This is a genomic window from Streptomyces gilvus (assembly GCF_022513565.1).
GTDB classification, from domain to species: domain Bacteria; phylum Actinomycetota; class Actinomycetes; order Streptomycetales; family Streptomycetaceae; genus Streptomyces; species Streptomyces gilvus.
Genome location: NZ_JAKWBE010000021.1, coordinates 54,418 through 71,423, shown reverse-complemented (window position 1 = coordinate 71,423; position 17,006 = coordinate 54,418). Strand labels below are relative to the sequence as shown.

The following is a 17,006-nucleotide window of genomic DNA, read 5'->3' as shown; positions in this document are numbered from 1 at the left end:
CCAGCGACGATAAGGTTGAATCTTTTATATCATTACAGCACATCATATGGCATGACGGGCGCAGCCCCGCACTCAATCATGACAGCATCTATCAAACTGATAGAGACTGTCATAACCTTGGTCGGACATCCCCAAGAGCCGGATCCGTGACGGCGGCAGCCGGGTGCGAGGCCGTCGCGGCTCCGAGCGTCCGCTCGGCATGCCTCGAGAGTGTTCTGCCGGCGATCGGCGTCTCTCCCTCACCACACCTGGAGGTCCAATGACAGCAAGTACGAGCATTCACGCGGTCGACGCAGGACTCTTGCTCCTACGAGGGGTAGCGGGTCTCACTATGGCAGCCCACGGCTACCAGAAGTTCTTCTCGGGGGGACGGCTCGCCGGCACGGCTCGCTGGTTCGACAGCATGGGCATGCGGCCTGGGAGATTGCATGCGCTCGCCGCCGCAACCACAGAGGTGGTCGCCGGTGTCCTGCTCGCCCTCGGACTGTTCACCTCCTTGGCAGGCGCGGCATTTGTCGCCCTCATGCTGGTAGCCGGCTGGACCGTGCACCGCGCGAACGGATTCTTCTCCGTCAAGTCCGGCTGGGAGTACAACCTCATCCTGGCCACGACCGGAGCCACCCTGGGCATCACGGGTGCGCGAGGGTGGTCACTCGACGCGGCCCTCGACCTGGATTCGGTATTCTCAGGCACCACGGGGCTCGCAATCGTCGGCGGTGGGCTCCTCGCGGGAATCGCCCAGCTCGTTGTGTTCTTCCGGCCCCCGGCCGAGGCGCCCTGACCGCATCATTCGCCTCAAGGACGAGCACCACGGCCCGGCGTCGAGTTCGCCCGAGACTCGACGACAACAAGGTGAACGGCGTGGCGGCGCACTCCGTCCAGCACGATCGCGCCAGACGCTCGTAGCGCTCCACGTGAAGACGTCGGTAGGCCAAGAACTCAGGCCTCCCTGGCTCGCGGAAGCCGACGACTTCCTCACCGGCCTGACACCGGGAGCGACGGGTGGACCGTCCGTGGACGCCCCACGTCCACGCATGGTCCACGCGTGTGGGCGATGCGGGGCGTCAGCGTGGAACCCGGCATGATGCGGATTAGTCGTACGTCAAGGCTGATCATCGCCGGCAACGCCCTCGGCCCAGCTGCACCGGGCGCGACGCATCGTGGAGCGGGGCCCGATTGATAGTCTTCATCTCAAGATGAGAGCTTCTACCACCCGAGTTCGAGGGGAGTACCGATGACCACGCTTCGGGAACGGAATCGGCAGCGTACCCGCAAGGACATCGTCACTGCAGCCTTGGCGCTTTTCATCGAACAGGGTTACGAAGCCACAACGGTCGACCAGATCGCCAAGGGCGCCGGCGTCTCCCCCGCGACGCTCTTCCGGCACTTCCCCAGCAAGGAGGACGTCCTCTTTGGCGACGAGGACAACTCGGCTGCCGCGATGGTGCAGCATGTCGCCGAGCGCTCCGACCGATCCATCACAGTGGCGGCACTGGCCGAGCCCGTCGCACGGTTCGCGGCCGACCTCCAGGGCGAGGACACGCCCCGACTGACGCACCTGGTCATGACCAACCGTTCGCTGGAGGCCCGCAGCCTCCGGATGCGCCTGCGCTGGGAACGGGACATAGCCCGTCAACTGGCCGCCGAACAGGACTTCACCAGTCCGACTCTCGACCACACGTTGATCGCCTCAATCGCCGTGTCGTGCCTGAGCACCGCCCTGCGCTACTGGGACAAGTCGAACGCGTCCATCAGACTCGCCGACCTCGTCAACGAGGCGTTCGACCGGTGTGCGCACCTCCCACCAGACACCGTCTGACAGGGCGCGACTCATCTGCCGGGGGAAGGGAAGTCCAGAGGCCCTGCGGTCAAGGCCCCCGCTCGGTTCCAGACTCCGGAGCCCTTCTTCGCCGGATCGCCAGCCGGCTGATGCGCTCGCGCCGCCTGGTGCGCGATGTCGAGACGCTGCGCGCCATGCACGAGGCCATGGTGCTGCGGTCGATGACCACGCTCATGACCAGGCGCCTGGCCGGACGCTGCCCAGGCACCTTCAGCCGGCCGGTGCGAGCGCGGTGAACACGCCGGGCCGCCACCTCTGCCCCGACCCTCTTCTCCCAAGCTGCGCGAAAGATGAGGATCTTTACACTTCAGCGATGGGCATCATGGCTCCCACCGCCCCCCTTCGGGAATTCATATAACTCATTATTCTAAATCGTCCAGGTCGGCGTCGACCTTCGGGGAACCGGCAAGAGATTCGCTGCCACCGGCGGGACCACGGGGTGGACCAGCTGGAGCGGTCACTTGTGTCGGCAGTGGCGTGCCAGGCTCTCGTGTCATCCCGGCACTGATGCGGTGAAACAGTCTCTACCAACCACCGAGACGCCACGAGGGGTAGCATCAGCAACCCACACGATTCGAAGAGGGCGGACCGTAGCGTTGCGAGCATCATCCGATAGCACCCTGAGGTCTCAGTACGCCACACAGGTTGCGACAGACTTGGAGCACAATGCGGCGGAACAGGAGCGCATCGGCCACGAGATCGCCGCACTGCAGGACGAGCTCACCAAACTGAGGAGGGACCACACACTGCTGTTGAACATGCAGCAGGCCCTGGAAAGCGAATCTGCTATGTCCGGCTCCCCTTCCACCAGCGCGTCCGATCACGGCTCAGTGTCCGCCGAGAAAGTAAAGAACGCGCCCGCCTCCCATTCGAAGCGGCAGGAAGCGGAAGAAGAACGCGCGGACAGGGGACGATCGAAGACGGAGCGGAACACGGTTCACGAGAAGAATCGTGGCACACCCTCACTGCGCGAATTGGTCTTCGCTCAACTGTCCCAGCGCCAGGAGTCCCGCTCGGCGGCCGAAGTCACAACGGAACTCACCGAGCTGCACTCAGATCGCACCCTAAGTGTCACGCTGGTGCGTAACGCTCTCGAATCCCTCGTCGCCAAGGGGCAGGTCCAGCGCAACAAGCAACAGCGGAACGTCTTCTACAGCACACTCTGAGCGAGGTTCCCACGCGAATGGCCCGTGGCTTCGCGGAGTCGTGATCGATCTGGCTGCCATGGGTGGCCTTGAGGCGAGGCAGGTGATCATTCACCTGTCCACCGGGGCGAAATTGATCAGCGCCGATGGAAGCCACCGGCCCTTGTGCTCGTCTCAGCCTGATGCGGCTGCACACAACCATCCGCGTGCGCGGGCGACGTCGGCCCGAGATCAGCGATTCCGCTCGGTCGGCCGTGAGCGTCCGAATCCGACCCGTCCCATCCAGGGGCATCTCCCGTTTCCGCCCTTCGCCATTGCCGCGACACCCTGGCAGGTGGAGATCGCGCTCTTTCTCCCGGGTATGGCAAGCCGTGCCAGGGTCGGGAGCCAGAGCACCGTCTCTTGCCGGATCGAGCACGCGCGCCCTTTGTACCCTCTGGGCGCCCGTCTCGAGTCTCCTGCGTTGAAACCCAGGCTCCCGTGGCGCAGGCTGGTTGGCAACTGAAGGATCTCGGTCTGTGATGACGCAGAGCGACTTCGTGCAACGAGGCATGATGAACGGTAATGCTGCGACGGGTCAGAACGAGGCGGGCGGAGCGGGACCAGAGGGGCTGGACACGGCTTTCGCGATCATGGACGTGCGCGGTGTGTTCACGGCATGCAGCCCGGCTGCCGCCCGCATGCTCGGGTATGCGGCGAACGAGATCATCGGCCACGGGGCCACTGATCTGCTGGCCGGAAGGCTCCCCGAGGAAGTCCTACGGCACATGGCCGACGGAGTGGCGTGGCATGCCGCGGTGCCCGTGCGGCACCGGGAAGGCCAGATCCTCGCCACGCAGGTTCGTGCATGTCCGCTCCATGGCGACGGCGACCTTCAGTGGCTGCTCATGTTCCATGCGCAAGGCGAGTTCACCGGGCAAGGCGAGGTTCAGGCGGCAAGCGGCCGGCCGACGGTGGACCAGGCTTTCGACCAGTCCACCGTTCTTCAGGCTCTGTGGGACGCAGACGCACGCTATGTCGCGCTCAATCAAGTGGCGGCCGGCGTGATGCACGTCGACAAGGAGCGGGTACTCGGCCGAACGCTGGACGACCTGGACGAGACCGCCCCCAGCCTCGAAGAGGAGATCCCCGGCTTCGAGGCGAGCGCTTACATGCGCAGCCTACGACAGGTGATCGAGACCGGGAATCCCGTACTGTGGGAGCACTACCTCACCCCGCCCGGGGAGCTCCGCCCACGAGGCTGGAGCGTCAGCATGTGGCCGGTGAAAGACGCGACGGGCCGGGTGCTCGGCGCCGCCGCCGCCACGTTCGACAGTACCGAACAGCAGCGAGCGCAGCAGCGGCTGGCCCTGCTGAACGAAGCCGGATCCGTTATCGGCAGCACCCTGGACGTGCCACGCACCGCGGATGAGCTGGCGGAGATGATCGTGCCCCGGCTGGCCGACTTCGCCAGCGTGAACCTGCTCGAGCCGGTGTTGCACGGAGAGGAACCCGTCCCCTATCCGGCGGGTCACCCGGTCATCACGCGTCGCATCGCACATCGCTCGGCCCTCGAAGGCTGCCCCGAGACCGCCGTCGAGCTCGGTGCCATCGACACCTACCCGGAGTCCTCGCCCCCTGCCGAGTGCCTGGAAACGGGACGGACGATCCTCAGCTCGGCCGGAGACCCCTCCATGCACCGGTGGATGGAACTCGATCCGAACCGGGCCGCCCTCGCCAGCCGATTCGGGTTCCACTCCATACTCGCCGTCCCGCTCCGGGCCCGCGGCATCACCCTCGGTGTGGCCGTGCTCATCCGTCACCGCAACCGCGTGCCCTTCGACCCGGACGACCTGATCCTCGCCGAGGAACTCGCCTCCAGGGCAGCCATCTGCGTCGACAACGCCCGCCGCTACTCCCACGAACGCGCCGCCGCCCTGGCTCTGCAGCAGAGTCTCCTCCCCCAGCACCTGCCGGAACAGAGCGCGGTCGAGGTCGAGTCCCGGTACATTCCGGCCGGCTCCCGGTCCGGTATCGGCGGCGACTGGTTCGATGTGATCCCGCTGTCGGGCGCCCGGGTGGCCTTGATCGTCGGCGACGTCGTGGGACACGGCCTGCACGCCTCCGCGACCATGGGGCGCCTACGCACCGCGGTACGCACCCTCGCGGACACGGACCTGCCGGCCGACGAGCTCCTCACGTATCTCGACGACCTGGTCATCCGGCTGTCCGCGGAGGCGGACCGGACCGGGAGTGACGGGGAGGTCGGCGCAACGTGCCTGATCGCCGTTTACGACCCCATTTCGCGGCACTGCGCCCTGGCCCGAGCGGGCCACCCACCGCCGGCCCTCGTCCTCCCCGACGGCACCGTGACACTGCTCGACCTTCCCGCCGCCCCCCCGCTCGGTCTCGGTGGGCTGCCCTTCGAATCGGCCCACGTGGAACTCCCCGAGGGTGCTCTTCTCGTGCTCTACACGGACGGGCTCGTCGAATCACGTGACCGCGATGTCGACGCAGGCCTCGACGAACTGCGTAGTGTGCTGCGTCAGCCCGCCGCCTCGCTGGAAGCCCTGTGCGACTCGGTCTTCAACAGACTGCTGCCCGACCGGCCCGTCGCCGACGACGTCGCCCTGCTGGTGGCCCGCACCCAGGTTTTCGACGCCGACCAGATCGCCACGTGGGAGCTGCGCGCTGACCCCTCGGTCGTCGCCGGGGCCCGCACGCAGGCCACCAGCTGCCTCGAAGCATGGGGCTTGGAGGAACTGTCCTTCGCCGTCGAACTGGTCGTCAGCGAACTGGTCACCAACGCGGTACGGTACGGCGGCGCGCCCATCCGACTGCGGCTGATCCGGGACCGCACCATCATCTGCGAGGTGTCCGACGGCAACAGCACCGCACCACATCTGCGCCGCGCCCGCGTCTACGACGAAGGAGGACGCGGCCTGCTTCTGGTCGCCCAGCTCACCCAACGCTGGGGAACCCGGCACGAGCAGACCGGTAAGACGATCTGGGCCGAATGGGCCCTGCCATCGATCTCGAGGGTGTCCCCGTGGGGTACAGCCACCGCGACCACATGCCCCAAGGCAACGGCAAGTCCATACGCGGAGGCCGCGCTCTGATCGTCTTGCCGACCACGTCACCCGATCGACTCGGTCAGCGAACCCGTCGGGGACCGGTTACCGAAAGGGCCCGTTCCCACGATGGCCCCGACTCCGCACTGAGAGAGACCCGTCTCGCATCCAGCGGAGCAATGGAGCACGTTATGCTAATTCAACTATTTGAGGACTAGCTGTAGCGGCTGGGGAGCTCGTCCGCGGCAATGGGGAGACGACGGTGAGCGCAGGGCATGTGACGACACTCAAGATCGAATGCGATGACAAGGTGACGCTGGTCGCGGATGCACACGGTGATCCGGCAAGTCCGCCGGTCGTGCTGCTCCACGGCGGCGGTCAGACCCGGCACTCGTGGCGGTCCACCGCCGCCGACCTGGCCGAGGCCGGCTGGTACACGCTCGCCGTGGATCTGCGGGGGCACGGCGAGAGCGGATGGTCTCCCGAGGGACGCTATGGACTGAACAGGTTCGCCAGTGATGTCGTGCAGATCGCCGAGTTCCTCGGCCGCCCTCCCGTCCTCGTCGGAGCGTCTCTGGGAGGCAACTCCTCACTGGCGGCTCTCGGGCACCACCCAGAGCTCGCGCTCGGCCTGGTCCTGGTGGACGTGTCACCGTTCCTGCAGCCCAGGGGCACGAGTCGGGTCCGCGACTTCATGAACACCGGCATCGGAGGATTCGCGTCCCTGGAGGAGGCCGCCGACGCCGTGTCGGCCTACCTGCCGCACCGGCCAAGGCCTCGCAGCCTCGAGGGGCTTCGCAAGAACCTCCGTGAGGTGGACGGCCGCTTCTTCTGGCACTGGGATCCGGCGTTTCTCAACGACCGCGCGGCCGAGGTCGTCCAGCGCGACAAGCTCATCGATCCGGCACGGCTCGGCGCCGCGGCGATGTCGCTGCGGGTACCGACGCTCCTGGTACGGGGCGGCGCGTCCGACGTGCTCAGTGTCGCCGACGCGAAGCGCTTCCTCGAACTGGTGCCGCACGCCGAGTTCGCCAACGTCGAAGGCGCTCACCACATGGTCGCCGGAGACGACAACGCGGTCTTCGATCACGTGCTCGGCAAGTTCCTCGAACGGCGCGTCAGGTCCCGACTGGACCTGTTCGCGCAGACCGACCAGGACAGTGAGTGATCCGGAGCACCGACCGGGGTTGACGCCGGTCAACCGCGAGCGCCGGCGCGAGAGTGCCACTGTTGGCATGCCTCTGCCGGGGCAGCCGCAACCCCTGACGGATCAGCCGTCCTGCAGGGCACCGGGCGGCGAATCCGGAAACGTCGAGAGCGTGATGGGTTCGGGTCACCAGGTGTACCCGGTGGCCCGAACCCATCACGCATCAGGACCGCGCACTGCCGCCCGGAACGTCGATACGTCCGACACCGCTCTCGGGATCGTCACGCAGCTGCCTGACAGGAGCGTGGCACGTACCGCCGATGACGATCACCGATGCGTTCTCCCCTGCTCATCCGGCCGTCTCCTCAGCGACCCCGCTCTGGTCCTCACCCAGACCGGAGAACTGCGGCGGCCTCCGTTCGATGAAGCTGCGCACACCCTCGCGGTAGTCGGGGGCCTTCTTTGCCTTCGCCAGCAGGGCCACGGCGTCGTGGTGACCGTCGAGGAACCCGCGGGCCTGGTCGTCCTGCACCTGCCGCTTGATCAGCGACATGGCGTAGGGGCTGCACCTGCGCGCGAGCTCGCTCGCGTACTCCACCGCCGTGGCCAACATGTCCGCGGGCTCCACCAGGCGGTTGACCAGTCCTATCTCCAGGGCCTCGGCGCCAGTCACCGGACGGGAGGAGAGCAACAGGTCGCTCGCGCGCCCGTAGCCCACCACGCGTGGCAGGATCCACGCGACGCCGTCCTCGGCGACCAGCCCGCGCCGGCTGAAGGCGGCGGCGAATTTGGCCTCCGGCACGGCGAAGCGCACATCGCACATCACCGCCTGGTTGAACCCGATGCCCGCGCAGGCACCGTTCACTGCGGCGATCACGGGCTTCGGACACACGAGCGGGCGCACACGGGGCGGGAGCTGATCGTTCGGGTAAGGCCGCGCCCCCGATGAGGCGGCGTCCAGCACACTCATGTCCATACCCGGGCAGAAGCTGCGGCCGGCGCCGGTGAGCACCACCGCGCGCACGTCCGGATCGGCCTCGGCACGGTCGAACAGCTCGTTGTAGAGCAGTTCCATGTCGAGCGTCCATGCGTTATGGCGCTCCGGCCGGTTGAGCGTCAGGACGAGCACGCCGTCCTCTGTCAGTTCGTCGAAAATGACCGGCCCCTCGTCGGCGCCCTGAGGTTCGGCTTCGGCACGTGTGTCAGTCATCGTTGTCCTTCCCTTTCATGTCCCATTGGTCGGGCCCGGTCCAGTCCGGCCACGGCTCTGCCCGAGACCACCTCGGCGCCGTCCTGGTTGACGGTGCGCAGGGACACTTCCGCCACCGGAGCATGCTCGCCCACGGTGATGTCCTCGACGGTGTCGGTGAGCGTTTCGCCGGGCCGCACCTGCCCCTTGAACCGCACGGCGAACCGCACGGGGCTCTCCCTGCCGAACCACTCGGTGAGCACCCGGTCCAACGGGCCCATCGTCAGCACCCCGTGCGCGAAGACTCCCGGGGATCCGGCGATCCCGACCGCATACTCCTGGTCGGTGTGCAGCGGGTGGAAGTCCCCGGACGCCCTGGCGTACCGCACGATCTGCGTGCGCTTCAGATCCTCGACGACGACACGCTCACGGGTCTCGCCGATCTGATCCCTCGAAACGGCACTCGACTCTCTCCCTTTCCTCCGCGGGCGGCGGGCCCGGACACCGGACCGTCCAACACCACGGTCACCGAGCATGCAGTGACCACGCCTGCGGCCGAGCCGAACCTCGGCCGTGAGATCCGGCGGGGCCGTCAGCGGAAGAGCCCCGGACGGCCGTAATGTCTCGCCAGTCTGCTCGTGCGCGGCGCAGGGGGTTCGTCATCCGGCCCGTCAATCCCGGCTCGCCCACGCTGACCCAGCCTGGCCCGACAACGCTGTATCCCTCCGAGCGGCCGCACCGGACCACCTCCGCCTCATCCGAACACCATCCTAATCATTTAGCTATGTGAGCTAATCTATCGTCAATCTCGATATCCAACCAGGCAGTGCCAGCCTTGACGTCGCCACCTCGCCTACCGGCTCGCCGAGGCCGGCAAGAAGTTGATCACCGGTTCCGTGCCGCCGAGCGCGCCCAGGCCGCCGCCGAGGAACTCGGGCGCGGCGTAGAGAGCGCCGACAACGCCGAGTGCGCCAGCCGCAGATCGTCCAGGCGCTCGCCGGGCGCATCCCCGGCATGGGCGGCGTCTTCGCCGGCCGCCTGCGCAACGCCCACCAGGTCGAGTCGCTGGTCGCGAACCTGATCTCCGTCAACCGCCGCTACAAGGCGCACGCCGGGCTCCGCGTCACCGACGTATGAGCGAATGGCGTACGGGGGCACTGAAGCCGTAGCGGTGCCCCTGCAATCCGACAGGAGCCGGACACTGCGGCCGCACCACGCCTGTGCACTCCTCGACGCCCGTTGACATGCGCCGAACCCCACCGCGGGAAGCCGGGGCACGGCGACCGGGGTGGGGCGGGGATCAGAAGCCGGCAGACCTCGCCGGCCGCGCCCAGGGCGCGGCCGCGGTCACGCTTGCGGCCGGCCGGGCAGACGGAACTTCTGGATCTTCCCTGACGGGGTACGGGGGAAATCCTCGACGACCGTCCAGGTCCGGGGCACCTTGTGCGACGCGAGTTGCGTGCGCGCCCAGGACTCGAGCTCGGCCGGTTCGACGGTTCGGCCCGAAGCGGGCCGCACCCAAGCCGCGACCGATTCGCCCCATCGCTCGTCAGGCACCCCCGCCACGGCGATCTCAGCGATCGCCTCATGCGCGGAGAGGACGTGTTCGATCTCGGCCGGATAGATGTTCTCGCCGCCTCGGATGATGACCTCGCGGCTGCGGCCTTGGATGCGCAGGATGCCTGAGCGGTCCATGCTGCAGAGGTCGCCGGTACGCAGCCAGCCGTCGTCGGTGAGAACCTCGGCCGTGGCGGCCGAGTCCCCGAGGTAGCGGCTCATCACCAGCGGCGAGCGGATCATGAACTCTCCGGTCTCGCCGCATGCGGCCGTCTCCCCGGTCCCACTGCGCACGATCTTCACCTCACGGTGCGGCAGCGGACGACCGAGCGTCTGGGCCTTGATGTCGTCGGGGTCGTCCAGGGCGGTCATGACGCTGGACGGCGCCTCGGACTGCCCGTAGCCGACGCTGACGGCCACACCGAGCTCGGCCTCTATCCGTCGGATCAGGCTGGGCGGCACCGTCGTCCCGCCGATCTGCACCACCCGCAAGGTACTCAGATCGGTCCGGCGGAACTCCGGATGCGCGAGCATGTCCACCAGGATGGTCGGTACGGCGCCGAAGATGGTGGCCTTGGTCGCCTCGATCAGGCGCAGCGCCTGCCCGGGGTCGAATCCCGGCTGGATCACCATCGTCCCCGCGACGGACAACATACCGAGCGCGATACACACCGACCCCGCCACATGGTGGAGCGGCATCGGGCTGCACCAGATATCGTGACCTCGTGGCTCCAGCGGCAGCATGCCCAGCCGCCCGCACTCCATGGCGGCGGACTGTGTCAGGACGGCGCCTTTGGGAGGCCCCGTCGTGCCGGATGTCGGCTGGATCAGGAAGTCCAGCGACGGGTCGACCGGCTTGTCGGCGATCGGCGCGGCGGGCAACTGGTCCCGCCAGTGGTCGAGTTCGGCGATGACGGTACCTGTGGGGGCGAACCGCCGGGCGCGCTCGAGCAGGTGCGTGCCCCTGAACTCGCCCCCACAGAGCAGGACTCCGGGATCACCCAGATCGAGGAGGTCTGTCGCCTCCTTGTCCGTCAGAGCCGGGTTGATCGGCATGAGGACGAGACCGGCGAGCGCGCACGCGTACTCCGTCACCAGCCAGGAAATGGCTCCCGGTGACCACACCGCCACGCGGCCGCCTTCTCCGACGATCGCACGAAGCCGCCCGCCGAGGTCCTCGGCCGCCGCCAGCAGGTCGGCGTACGACAGGGTCTCGAGCGTGTCGGCGCCGGGCATGACGACCGCGGGGCGGTCGGGGTACCGCGCGGCGGTCGTGCGAAGGACCTCACTGATGCTGCGGTGCTCCAGCGCCACCGATGTGTCCGCCGCGCGCCACGCGAGCTGGTCGGTCATCTCTCGCCTTTCGGTAGATGGGCTCGTCCCGACGGCCGGCCGCGTGATGCAGGGTGACCGCGGACGCGGTGACCTGACCGGCATGGCGTATCTCGGCGGAAGTCATGAACACATCGCCGGCTCGGCCGGCGGTCTTGGCCCACAGGCTCAGCTCGCTGCCGAGTGGCGTCGGCCGTCGGTAGGTAACTGTCATGGACCGTGTGTAGCCTACGTTCCCGGAGGCGAGAATGGCCAGACTCGTGAGTTCGTCAAGCACGGCGGCCACAATGCCGCCGTGCACGGTACCCATCGGGCCCGCGTGGATCGGAGACAGGGTGACCGATCCTTCGACGTCGTCGCCGTCGGCCCATACCTTGGTCCGGCCGGCTGTCGGGCTGAGGTTGCCGAGGATGGGGCTGTACGGGATCGTCCTGCGCAGATCGTCGGGCTCCCAGACCAACATGTCCTGGTCGGGCGGCGCGAGTTGCTCCACCGCGTACGGTCCGGCCCACGCATACTGCTCGAGAAGGGCCTCCGCCTGCCGGGTCAGCGAACAGACCTGGTCGACCACGTCGTTGGGCGCCCTTGAGATCCGCGCCGCGTTGGCGAGCCTGTTCACCCTCTCCGCCATCGACGCGAGATGCTCGGTCATCCCAGCATCTCCTCGGTGATCCCGTAGCGGGGAAGGGCGCCGATGGCCCAGGGCTCGATCACACCGTTGCCCGTCTCGTCGCCGCACACAAGGTCGACGGCGATCTCCTCGCAGCCGTACAGCTCGTCGCGGACCGCCTTGTCGCGAAGGTCGAGCGACTCGCCGGCGACATCCAGCGGGCCCCGGTAGCCACCCTGCCACCAGCCGCGGAAGCCGAAGTAGCCGCCGCCCCTGAAGTAGTAGACAAGGTCCTTCCAGGTGCAGGTGATCTCGCGCTTCGAGCCGTCCTCCAGCTCTACCTTGGCTTCGAGTGCCCGAGCGCGACGCGAGTTCGGCCAGAACTCGAAGTCGAGCTGGATATCGGTGATGCGCAGGCGCGGCTTGGAGCTGCCGGGGAAGACGACGAACCCTTCGGACACGCCGGTGCTGGACTGGATCGGCCGGCCGTCGGGTCCCTGGGTGAACGTGGTGGACAGCGCCCAACTGCCGAAGTTGAAGTTGAGGTAGCCGTGCAGAATTCCCTCGGTGCGAGGGGGAGCGGGCCGGAGACCTGATTCGGGGAGACCGACCGGATCGTTGAACCAGAACGCCCCGGGGTTCGGAATGCCGGTCATCGACCGGATGCCCCACGAGCGGTCCTTGTAGGCGTACGTACGCTCCGGGTCGAGCACGTAGGTGCGGCCCTCGATGTTGACCTCACCCCGCGCGCGGCCGGGCTGGAAGTACCGAATCGTGTGGTTGCCCGTGATCCCCCGGTCCCGACGCAGGCCAGGGCTGCCGACGATGGGATCGAAGTCGCTCTCGAAGGTCACGTCGAAGCTGATGTCGAGTTCGTTGTCGGTCAGGACGACCCGGTTCTCCACGGGAGGCCGCACGACTTCCCACACCACGGGGCCGACGGTGGTGCGGTCGAGGTCCGGGCGCAGTTCCCTGGACGCGCGGACGTTCCACTGCCTGCCGGGGACGGCCACGCCGGCGAAGGCGTCCATGACGTCCCGGTTGGTGTACTTGCCGATACCGACGGCGATCATCACCTCGCCGGTGGTGTCGTAGGCGACGACGTACCCCTTCTCCGTCCAGTTGCGGTCCGTCGTGGTGACCTGCTCGAAGCTGGCGACGGTCTGGTGGCAGAGATACTCGTCGGCGGCGGTGAGCACGACGTCGTTCATGTGATCACTCCAATCGTTTCAGGCGTGAGCACGCAGCAGCTCGGCGAGCCGCCGCGTCGGGACGTTGTCGGTGAGGTAGCCGGCGGGGAAGCTCAGCTCCGGCGGGCTGAGGCGCACGGTCAGGACCAGCATGGCGGCCAGGCGCAGGCACTGCAGGACGCCGTGGAACTCGAGGTCCTTCACGGGTCGACCGGTGCGCGACTCGTAGTAGGCCACGGTCTCGTCGCGTTCCGGCAGGCCGGGCAGGCGTGGCACGTGGTTGAGTTCGGCCACCGTCTCGTCCACCAGCAGGAAGTACGCGAGGTCGCCCTCCGGCGGGCCGAGGTGTGCCAGCTCCCAGTCCAGTACGGCCGCGACCTGATCATCGCGGTAGACGATGTTCCCGGGGCGTGCGTCCCCCCAGCACAGCGCCGTGCGGCCGTCGGCCGGTATCTCCGACCGCAGGTACCGGAGTGCTTCGCGGAGCACCGGGAACGGATCCAGGCCCGTGAAGTCCAGCTGGCTTTCGATGACGTCGAGCATCCGCAGGACCGTGTCCCTGGCGCTGTCCTTCGGACCGAGGGAGGAAGGAAGCGGCAGGGCGTCGGCATCCAGGCTGTGCAGCGAGGCCATCGCGTCGACGGCCGCGAACCACATCTTGCGGCGGCGTTCCACGGACGCGTCGAAGAACAGCCCGTGCCCGTGGAAGCCGGGCCGGAAGCCGGACGCCACCTCGCCGTGCACTCGATGCATCAGGAAGCAGGGCCCCCCGAGCACGTCCGGGTCGTCGACGAAGGGGCCGACCTTCGGAACGGGGACCGGGGTCTTGGCCAGAGCAGCCATGACGTCGTACTGGAGCCGGAGGTCATAGTCGGGAAAGAGCCCGTCCCCGGGCGGCTGAGCCCGTATCACCATCTCGTCGACGTGGTCACCATTGGCGTCGCTCCAGCGGAACTCGGTGAGCATCGTGGCGTTCGAGAAGCCCGAGTTCACGGGAGTGAACGGGGAGAGCGCGATCGAGGTCGCGTCCGGCATGACTCCTGCGAGCCAGCGTTCGAGGTTTCCGCGGCGGTCCGCGAAGAAGGAGAGATCGCGCACTTCAGACCACCGGTAGGATGTGCCGGGGAGCGATGCCGTGAGGCGCGACCTGGCCGGAGGCGAACCAGTGCACGAGTTCTTGCTCGCCCCGGCGCTGACGCCCGTCGTGTGAAGGCGCGGAGGACGGAAGTCCCGACCAGTTGCGGTCGAAGGCGGCCCGCGGCCTTGTCAGCGCCTGGCGGTCGAATCGTCTCCGTGGGGGCTGTACTTCCATGGAACCTCCAATGTCCATCTCCCGCCGATCTTGCGGTGGGGCGAGCGGGGTGACAAGGATCTGGTCTGTGGTACCACTTCGAGTGGTAGGAAACGGGATGGCGGGTTGAGCAGATGGCGTCCGACGCTGACAAACGACCTCACGAGCTGGCGGCGTTTCTCCGCGCGCGCCGTTCCCAGGTGCGGCCTGAATCGGTCGGGCTTGCTCCGGCCGACCGGCCGCGCCGTGTCCCTGGTTTGCGGCGGGAGGAGGTCGCCAACCTGTCGCGAGTGAGTTACAGCTGGTACACCCGCCTCGAGCAGGGTCAGAACGTGCACGCGACGGTCGACGTCATCGACAGCATCGCCGCGGCGTTGCGGCTGACCGAGGACGAACACCGGCACATGCGACGTCTCGCCGGGCTCCCGCCGGGCCCTTATCCCTGCCGGGACAACACCGTCGACGAACACGCGCGGCAGCTGCTGGAGCGGTTGCTGCCCGCGCCCGCATATGTCCTCGGACCGACTTTCGACTACCTGGCCTGGAACGACGCGCTGGTCGCGGTGTTCTGCGACATCGGTGAGCTCCAACCGCCCCACAGGAACGTCCTGTGGGCCACGTTCAACGTCCCGAGGGTCCGAAGCTCACTGGCCGCCTGGGAGGAACACGCCCGCTCCGTCATCGGCCAGTTCCGAGCGGAGGCGGCCGCGCATCCCAGTGACCCCCGGTTCTCGCGTATCGCGGACGAACTGGCGGCTGCCAACGCCGACTTCCAACGCTGGTGGGCGGCTCACGAGGTGGTCCGGGGCGTCAGCGGCAGACAGGAGTTCCTGCACAAGGACATCGGATGTCTCTCGACGTACCTCATGCAGCTGCGGCTGATCGATCGACCTTCACTGAAGGTGGTCGTGCACCTTCCCGCGACACCTGACGACGCACGCAAACTCGAGATCATTCGGGGGCAGGCCACTTGGGGGGCGGTCATAGGTCACTGAGACGCCACCGCGGGGCTCTATGGCGGGGGTGGGAGAAGGAGATCCCGGGCGGGACGGAGCAGAAGGAGCCCGGCGCTCGGATGCGAGGAGGCAGTCGGCGGCGCGGGATATGTCCCAGGCCGGTTCGGCCGGGATCGGACCGGGCCGGCGACGGCGACAGCGCAGCCGGACCTGAGGTCAGCCGCGGTCCGGCCCATTCACGCGCTCGCCGTCTCCGAGACCGGCCGAGGGACGGGGATCGTTGCCGGCTTCTGGGACGTCGCGGCGAGCCGCTGCACCTTCGCCAGGTGTTCCGTCAGCACCCTCCTCTGCGCGTGTCCATCCCTGGTCGGTCACGAGGGGATCGGTGGCCAGCGCGGGCAGCCGTCGGGGGCGGGATGAATGCGCACCGGATGAGGACTGTTGTGAACCGGGAAACAGCCCCGCAGGGTTGCGGGAAGGGTGCAAGCTGTCTGTCAACCGGAAGAGCACTGATCGCTGTCGGCGACTTCTCGACGGTCACCGAGCCTGCGAACCGGCTCTCATCGCCCTCTCAGAGCAGGTCGGCCGCCAGATTGGCGACGTTGGTCAGCAGGGCTTCCCCCCTGCGTGACAGGTCGTATCCGGCCAGAGGGTAGCCGTTGCTCAGCCAGGCGAAGGACACACCCGTCTCCGGGTCCATGAAGCCCAGCTGGTAGGCGGCGCCGGCGTTGCCGTAGAGGGCGGGCGAGCCGGTCGAGGGCAAATTGCCGCCCGAGTCGGGACCCGCGACTGTCACGAACAAGCCCATGCCGACTCGCTTGTCGCTGCCGCCGTAGAGTTCTCGCCCGGCGGGGGCCTTGGCGAAGCGCATCCGCCTGCCCTCCTCGACCGCTTCGCGCGGCCACAGCTCCGAGCTCTCCAGGGCCTGATAGAACAGCGCGACATCCGCGGCCGTCCCCACTAGGGAGTGACTGGGCTCGCCCGCGGCAAGGATGTCGGGGTTGGACAGGTACCAGGGCCCCCATGGGTCGGGCTCCTGCTCTTCGCTGGTGCGGTCGGTGGCGATCATCGGGGCGACGGTGGCCTTCTGGGCTTCCACCGGGACTCCCAGCTCAAGGCTGTCCAGTCCGAGCGGGCGGACGACCTGCTCCCGCAGGTAGTCCGCGAGCGGCAGGCCCGTCCGCCGTTCGACCATTTCGGCGATCAGCCAGGCCGCCGAGGTCAAGTGGAACTGGAACCGGGTGCCGGGCGGATAGTCCGGCTTCCAGCGGCCGAAGGCCGCGAGCCGCAGGTCGCGGTCGCACATCTTGGGGTAGCCGAGCGGCGCGAACGGCAAGCCGGCGGAGTGGGTGAGAACGTGCTCGACCGTCACCCCTTCCTTCCCGTTGGCCGCGAATTCGGGAATGATCCCGGCGACCGGTTCGTCCAGCCGCAGCAGCTCCTCCCCCAGCAGCTTCCACGCCGCGCCCGCCACCACGGTCCTGCCCACCGACTGCAGGATGTACCGGGTGTCAGGGTCGGCGTCGCCCCAGGTCTCGAACGCCACCAGGCGGCCGTGCCGGGCGACGGCCAGCTGGGCCGAGGGCAGCGGACCGTGCTCGACCTCCAGCCTGACGCGGCGCAGCAGGACGTCCAGCTTGCCGGGATCGACACCGGCTGCCAGCGGATCGACGATCGAACGATCGAACAAGGTCCACCT

At 67.9% G+C, this 17,006-nt stretch carries 13 protein-coding genes and 1 pseudogene; 7 read left to right on the top strand and 7 right to left on the bottom strand.

Translation table 11 applies throughout. From position 1 onward, the window contains the following. The first annotated feature begins 199 nt into the window (after positions 1-199). From MKW14_RS27925 to MKW14_RS27905, 5 genes are all read left to right on the top strand, one after another. The gene (locus MKW14_RS27925) at positions 200-781 is read left to right on the top strand and encodes a DoxX family protein (RefSeq protein WP_308314639.1); all 582 of its coding nucleotides are present in this window, start codon (positions 200-202) and stop codon (positions 779-781) included. A 453-nt stretch (positions 782-1,234) separates the two neighbouring features. Continuing rightward, positions 1,235-1,819 carry a TetR/AcrR family transcriptional regulator gene (locus tag MKW14_RS27920; RefSeq protein ID WP_276621964.1) on the top strand — a complete coding sequence of 195 codons (585 nt, stop codon included), beginning with the start codon at positions 1,235-1,237 and terminating at the stop codon, positions 1,817-1,819. 677 nt (positions 1,820-2,496) lie between these two features. After that, positions 2,497-3,006, top strand: coding sequence for a hypothetical protein (locus tag MKW14_RS27915; protein WP_240866766.1), 510 nt, complete (start codon positions 2,497-2,499; stop codon positions 3,004-3,006). 500 nt (positions 3,007-3,506) lie between these two features. Then, a complete protein-coding gene (locus tag MKW14_RS27910; RefSeq protein ID WP_240866764.1) occupies positions 3,507-6,083 on the top strand; it encodes a SpoIIE family protein phosphatase in 2,577 nt (858 codons plus the stop codon). A 214-nt stretch (positions 6,084-6,297) separates the two neighbouring features. Further along, on the top strand, positions 6,298-7,203 hold the full coding sequence (locus MKW14_RS27905; protein WP_240866762.1) for an alpha/beta fold hydrolase: 906 nt from the start codon (positions 6,298-6,300) through the stop codon (positions 7,201-7,203). Between the two features lie 328 nt (positions 7,204-7,531). Here the strand turns inward: MKW14_RS27905 and MKW14_RS27900 are convergent, their stop codons facing one another. Beyond that, positions 7,532-8,392, bottom strand: coding sequence for an enoyl-CoA hydratase-related protein (locus tag MKW14_RS27900; RefSeq protein ID WP_240866759.1), 861 nt, complete (start codon positions 8,390-8,392; stop codon positions 7,532-7,534). After that, positions 8,389-8,814, bottom strand: coding sequence for a MaoC/PaaZ C-terminal domain-containing protein (locus MKW14_RS27895; RefSeq protein ID WP_308314640.1), 426 nt, complete (start codon positions 8,812-8,814; stop codon positions 8,389-8,391). The genes MKW14_RS27900 and MKW14_RS27895 overlap by 4 nt, the downstream gene beginning before the upstream one ends. Positions 8,815-9,349: 535 nt before the next feature. Here MKW14_RS27895 and MKW14_RS41615 point away from each other — a divergent pair. Next, positions 9,350-9,508: pseudogene (locus MKW14_RS41615) on the top strand (NADPH-dependent F420 reductase); the annotation flags it as partial. Positions 9,509-9,718: 210 nt separating this feature from the next. Here the strand turns inward: MKW14_RS41615 and MKW14_RS27885 are convergent. The 4 genes from MKW14_RS27885 to MKW14_RS27870 are packed head-to-tail and all read right to left on the bottom strand — an operon-like array spanning position 9,719 to position 14,158. Beyond that, entirely contained in the window at positions 9,719-11,281 is a 1,563-nt protein-coding gene (locus MKW14_RS27885) for a class I adenylate-forming enzyme family protein (protein WP_240866753.1), read from the bottom strand. Further along, positions 11,214-11,912, bottom strand: a complete 699-nt coding sequence (locus MKW14_RS27880) for a PaaI family thioesterase (RefSeq protein WP_240866751.1) — start codon at positions 11,910-11,912, stop codon at positions 11,214-11,216. The genes MKW14_RS27885 and MKW14_RS27880 overlap by 68 nt, the downstream gene beginning before the upstream one ends. Further along, on the bottom strand, positions 11,909-13,081 hold the full coding sequence (locus tag MKW14_RS27875) for an Rv3169 family protein (protein WP_240866749.1): 1,173 nt from the start codon (positions 13,079-13,081) through the stop codon (positions 11,909-11,911). Before MKW14_RS27875 ends, MKW14_RS27880 begins: the two co-directional genes overlap by 4 nt. Positions 13,082-13,099: 18 nt before the next feature. Next, positions 13,100-14,158, bottom strand: coding sequence for a phosphotransferase family protein (locus MKW14_RS27870; RefSeq protein WP_240866748.1), 1,059 nt, complete (start codon positions 14,156-14,158; stop codon positions 13,100-13,102). A gap of 327 nt (positions 14,159-14,485) precedes the next feature. Between MKW14_RS27870 and MKW14_RS27865 the strand changes: the two genes are divergently transcribed. Further along, positions 14,486-15,346 (top strand): helix-turn-helix transcriptional regulator, encoded by an 861-nt coding sequence (locus MKW14_RS27865; RefSeq protein WP_240866746.1) that lies wholly within the window; start codon positions 14,486-14,488, stop codon positions 15,344-15,346. A 532-nt stretch (positions 15,347-15,878) separates the two neighbouring features. On the opposite strand, the gene MKW14_RS27860 is transcribed toward MKW14_RS27865, so the two are convergent. After that, a complete protein-coding gene (locus tag MKW14_RS27860; protein ID WP_240866744.1) occupies positions 15,879-16,997 on the bottom strand; it encodes a serine hydrolase domain-containing protein in 1,119 nt (372 codons plus the stop codon). Positions 16,998-17,006: the final 9 nt, after the last annotated feature.

Bases quoted from the DNA above. Each gene is read 5' to 3' on its own strand.
- MKW14_RS27925 (WP_308314639.1), top strand. From the start codon at position 200: ATGCCTCGAGAGTGTTCTGCCGGCGATCGGCGTCTCTCCCTCACCACA.
- MKW14_RS27920 (WP_276621964.1), top strand. From the start codon at position 1,235: ATGACCACGCTTCGGGAACGGAATCGGCAGCGTACCCGCAAGGACATC.
- MKW14_RS27910 (WP_240866764.1), top strand. From the start codon at position 3,507: ATGACGCAGAGCGACTTCGTGCAACGAGGCATGATGAACGGTAATGCT.
- MKW14_RS27900 (WP_240866759.1), bottom strand. From the start codon at position 8,392: ATGACTGACACACGTGCCGAAGCCGAACCTCAGGGCGCCGACGAGGGG.
- MKW14_RS27885 (WP_240866753.1), bottom strand. From the start codon at position 11,281: ATGACCGACCAGCTCGCGTGGCGCGCGGCGGACACATCGGTGGCGCTG.
- MKW14_RS27880 (WP_240866751.1), bottom strand. From the start codon at position 11,912: ATGACCGAGCATCTCGCGTCGATGGCGGAGAGGGTGAACAGGCTCGCC.
- MKW14_RS27875 (WP_240866749.1), bottom strand. From the start codon at position 13,081: ATGAACGACGTCGTGCTCACCGCCGCCGACGAGTATCTCTGCCACCAG.
- MKW14_RS27865 (WP_240866746.1), top strand. From the start codon at position 14,486: ATGGCGTCCGACGCTGACAAACGACCTCACGAGCTGGCGGCGTTTCTC.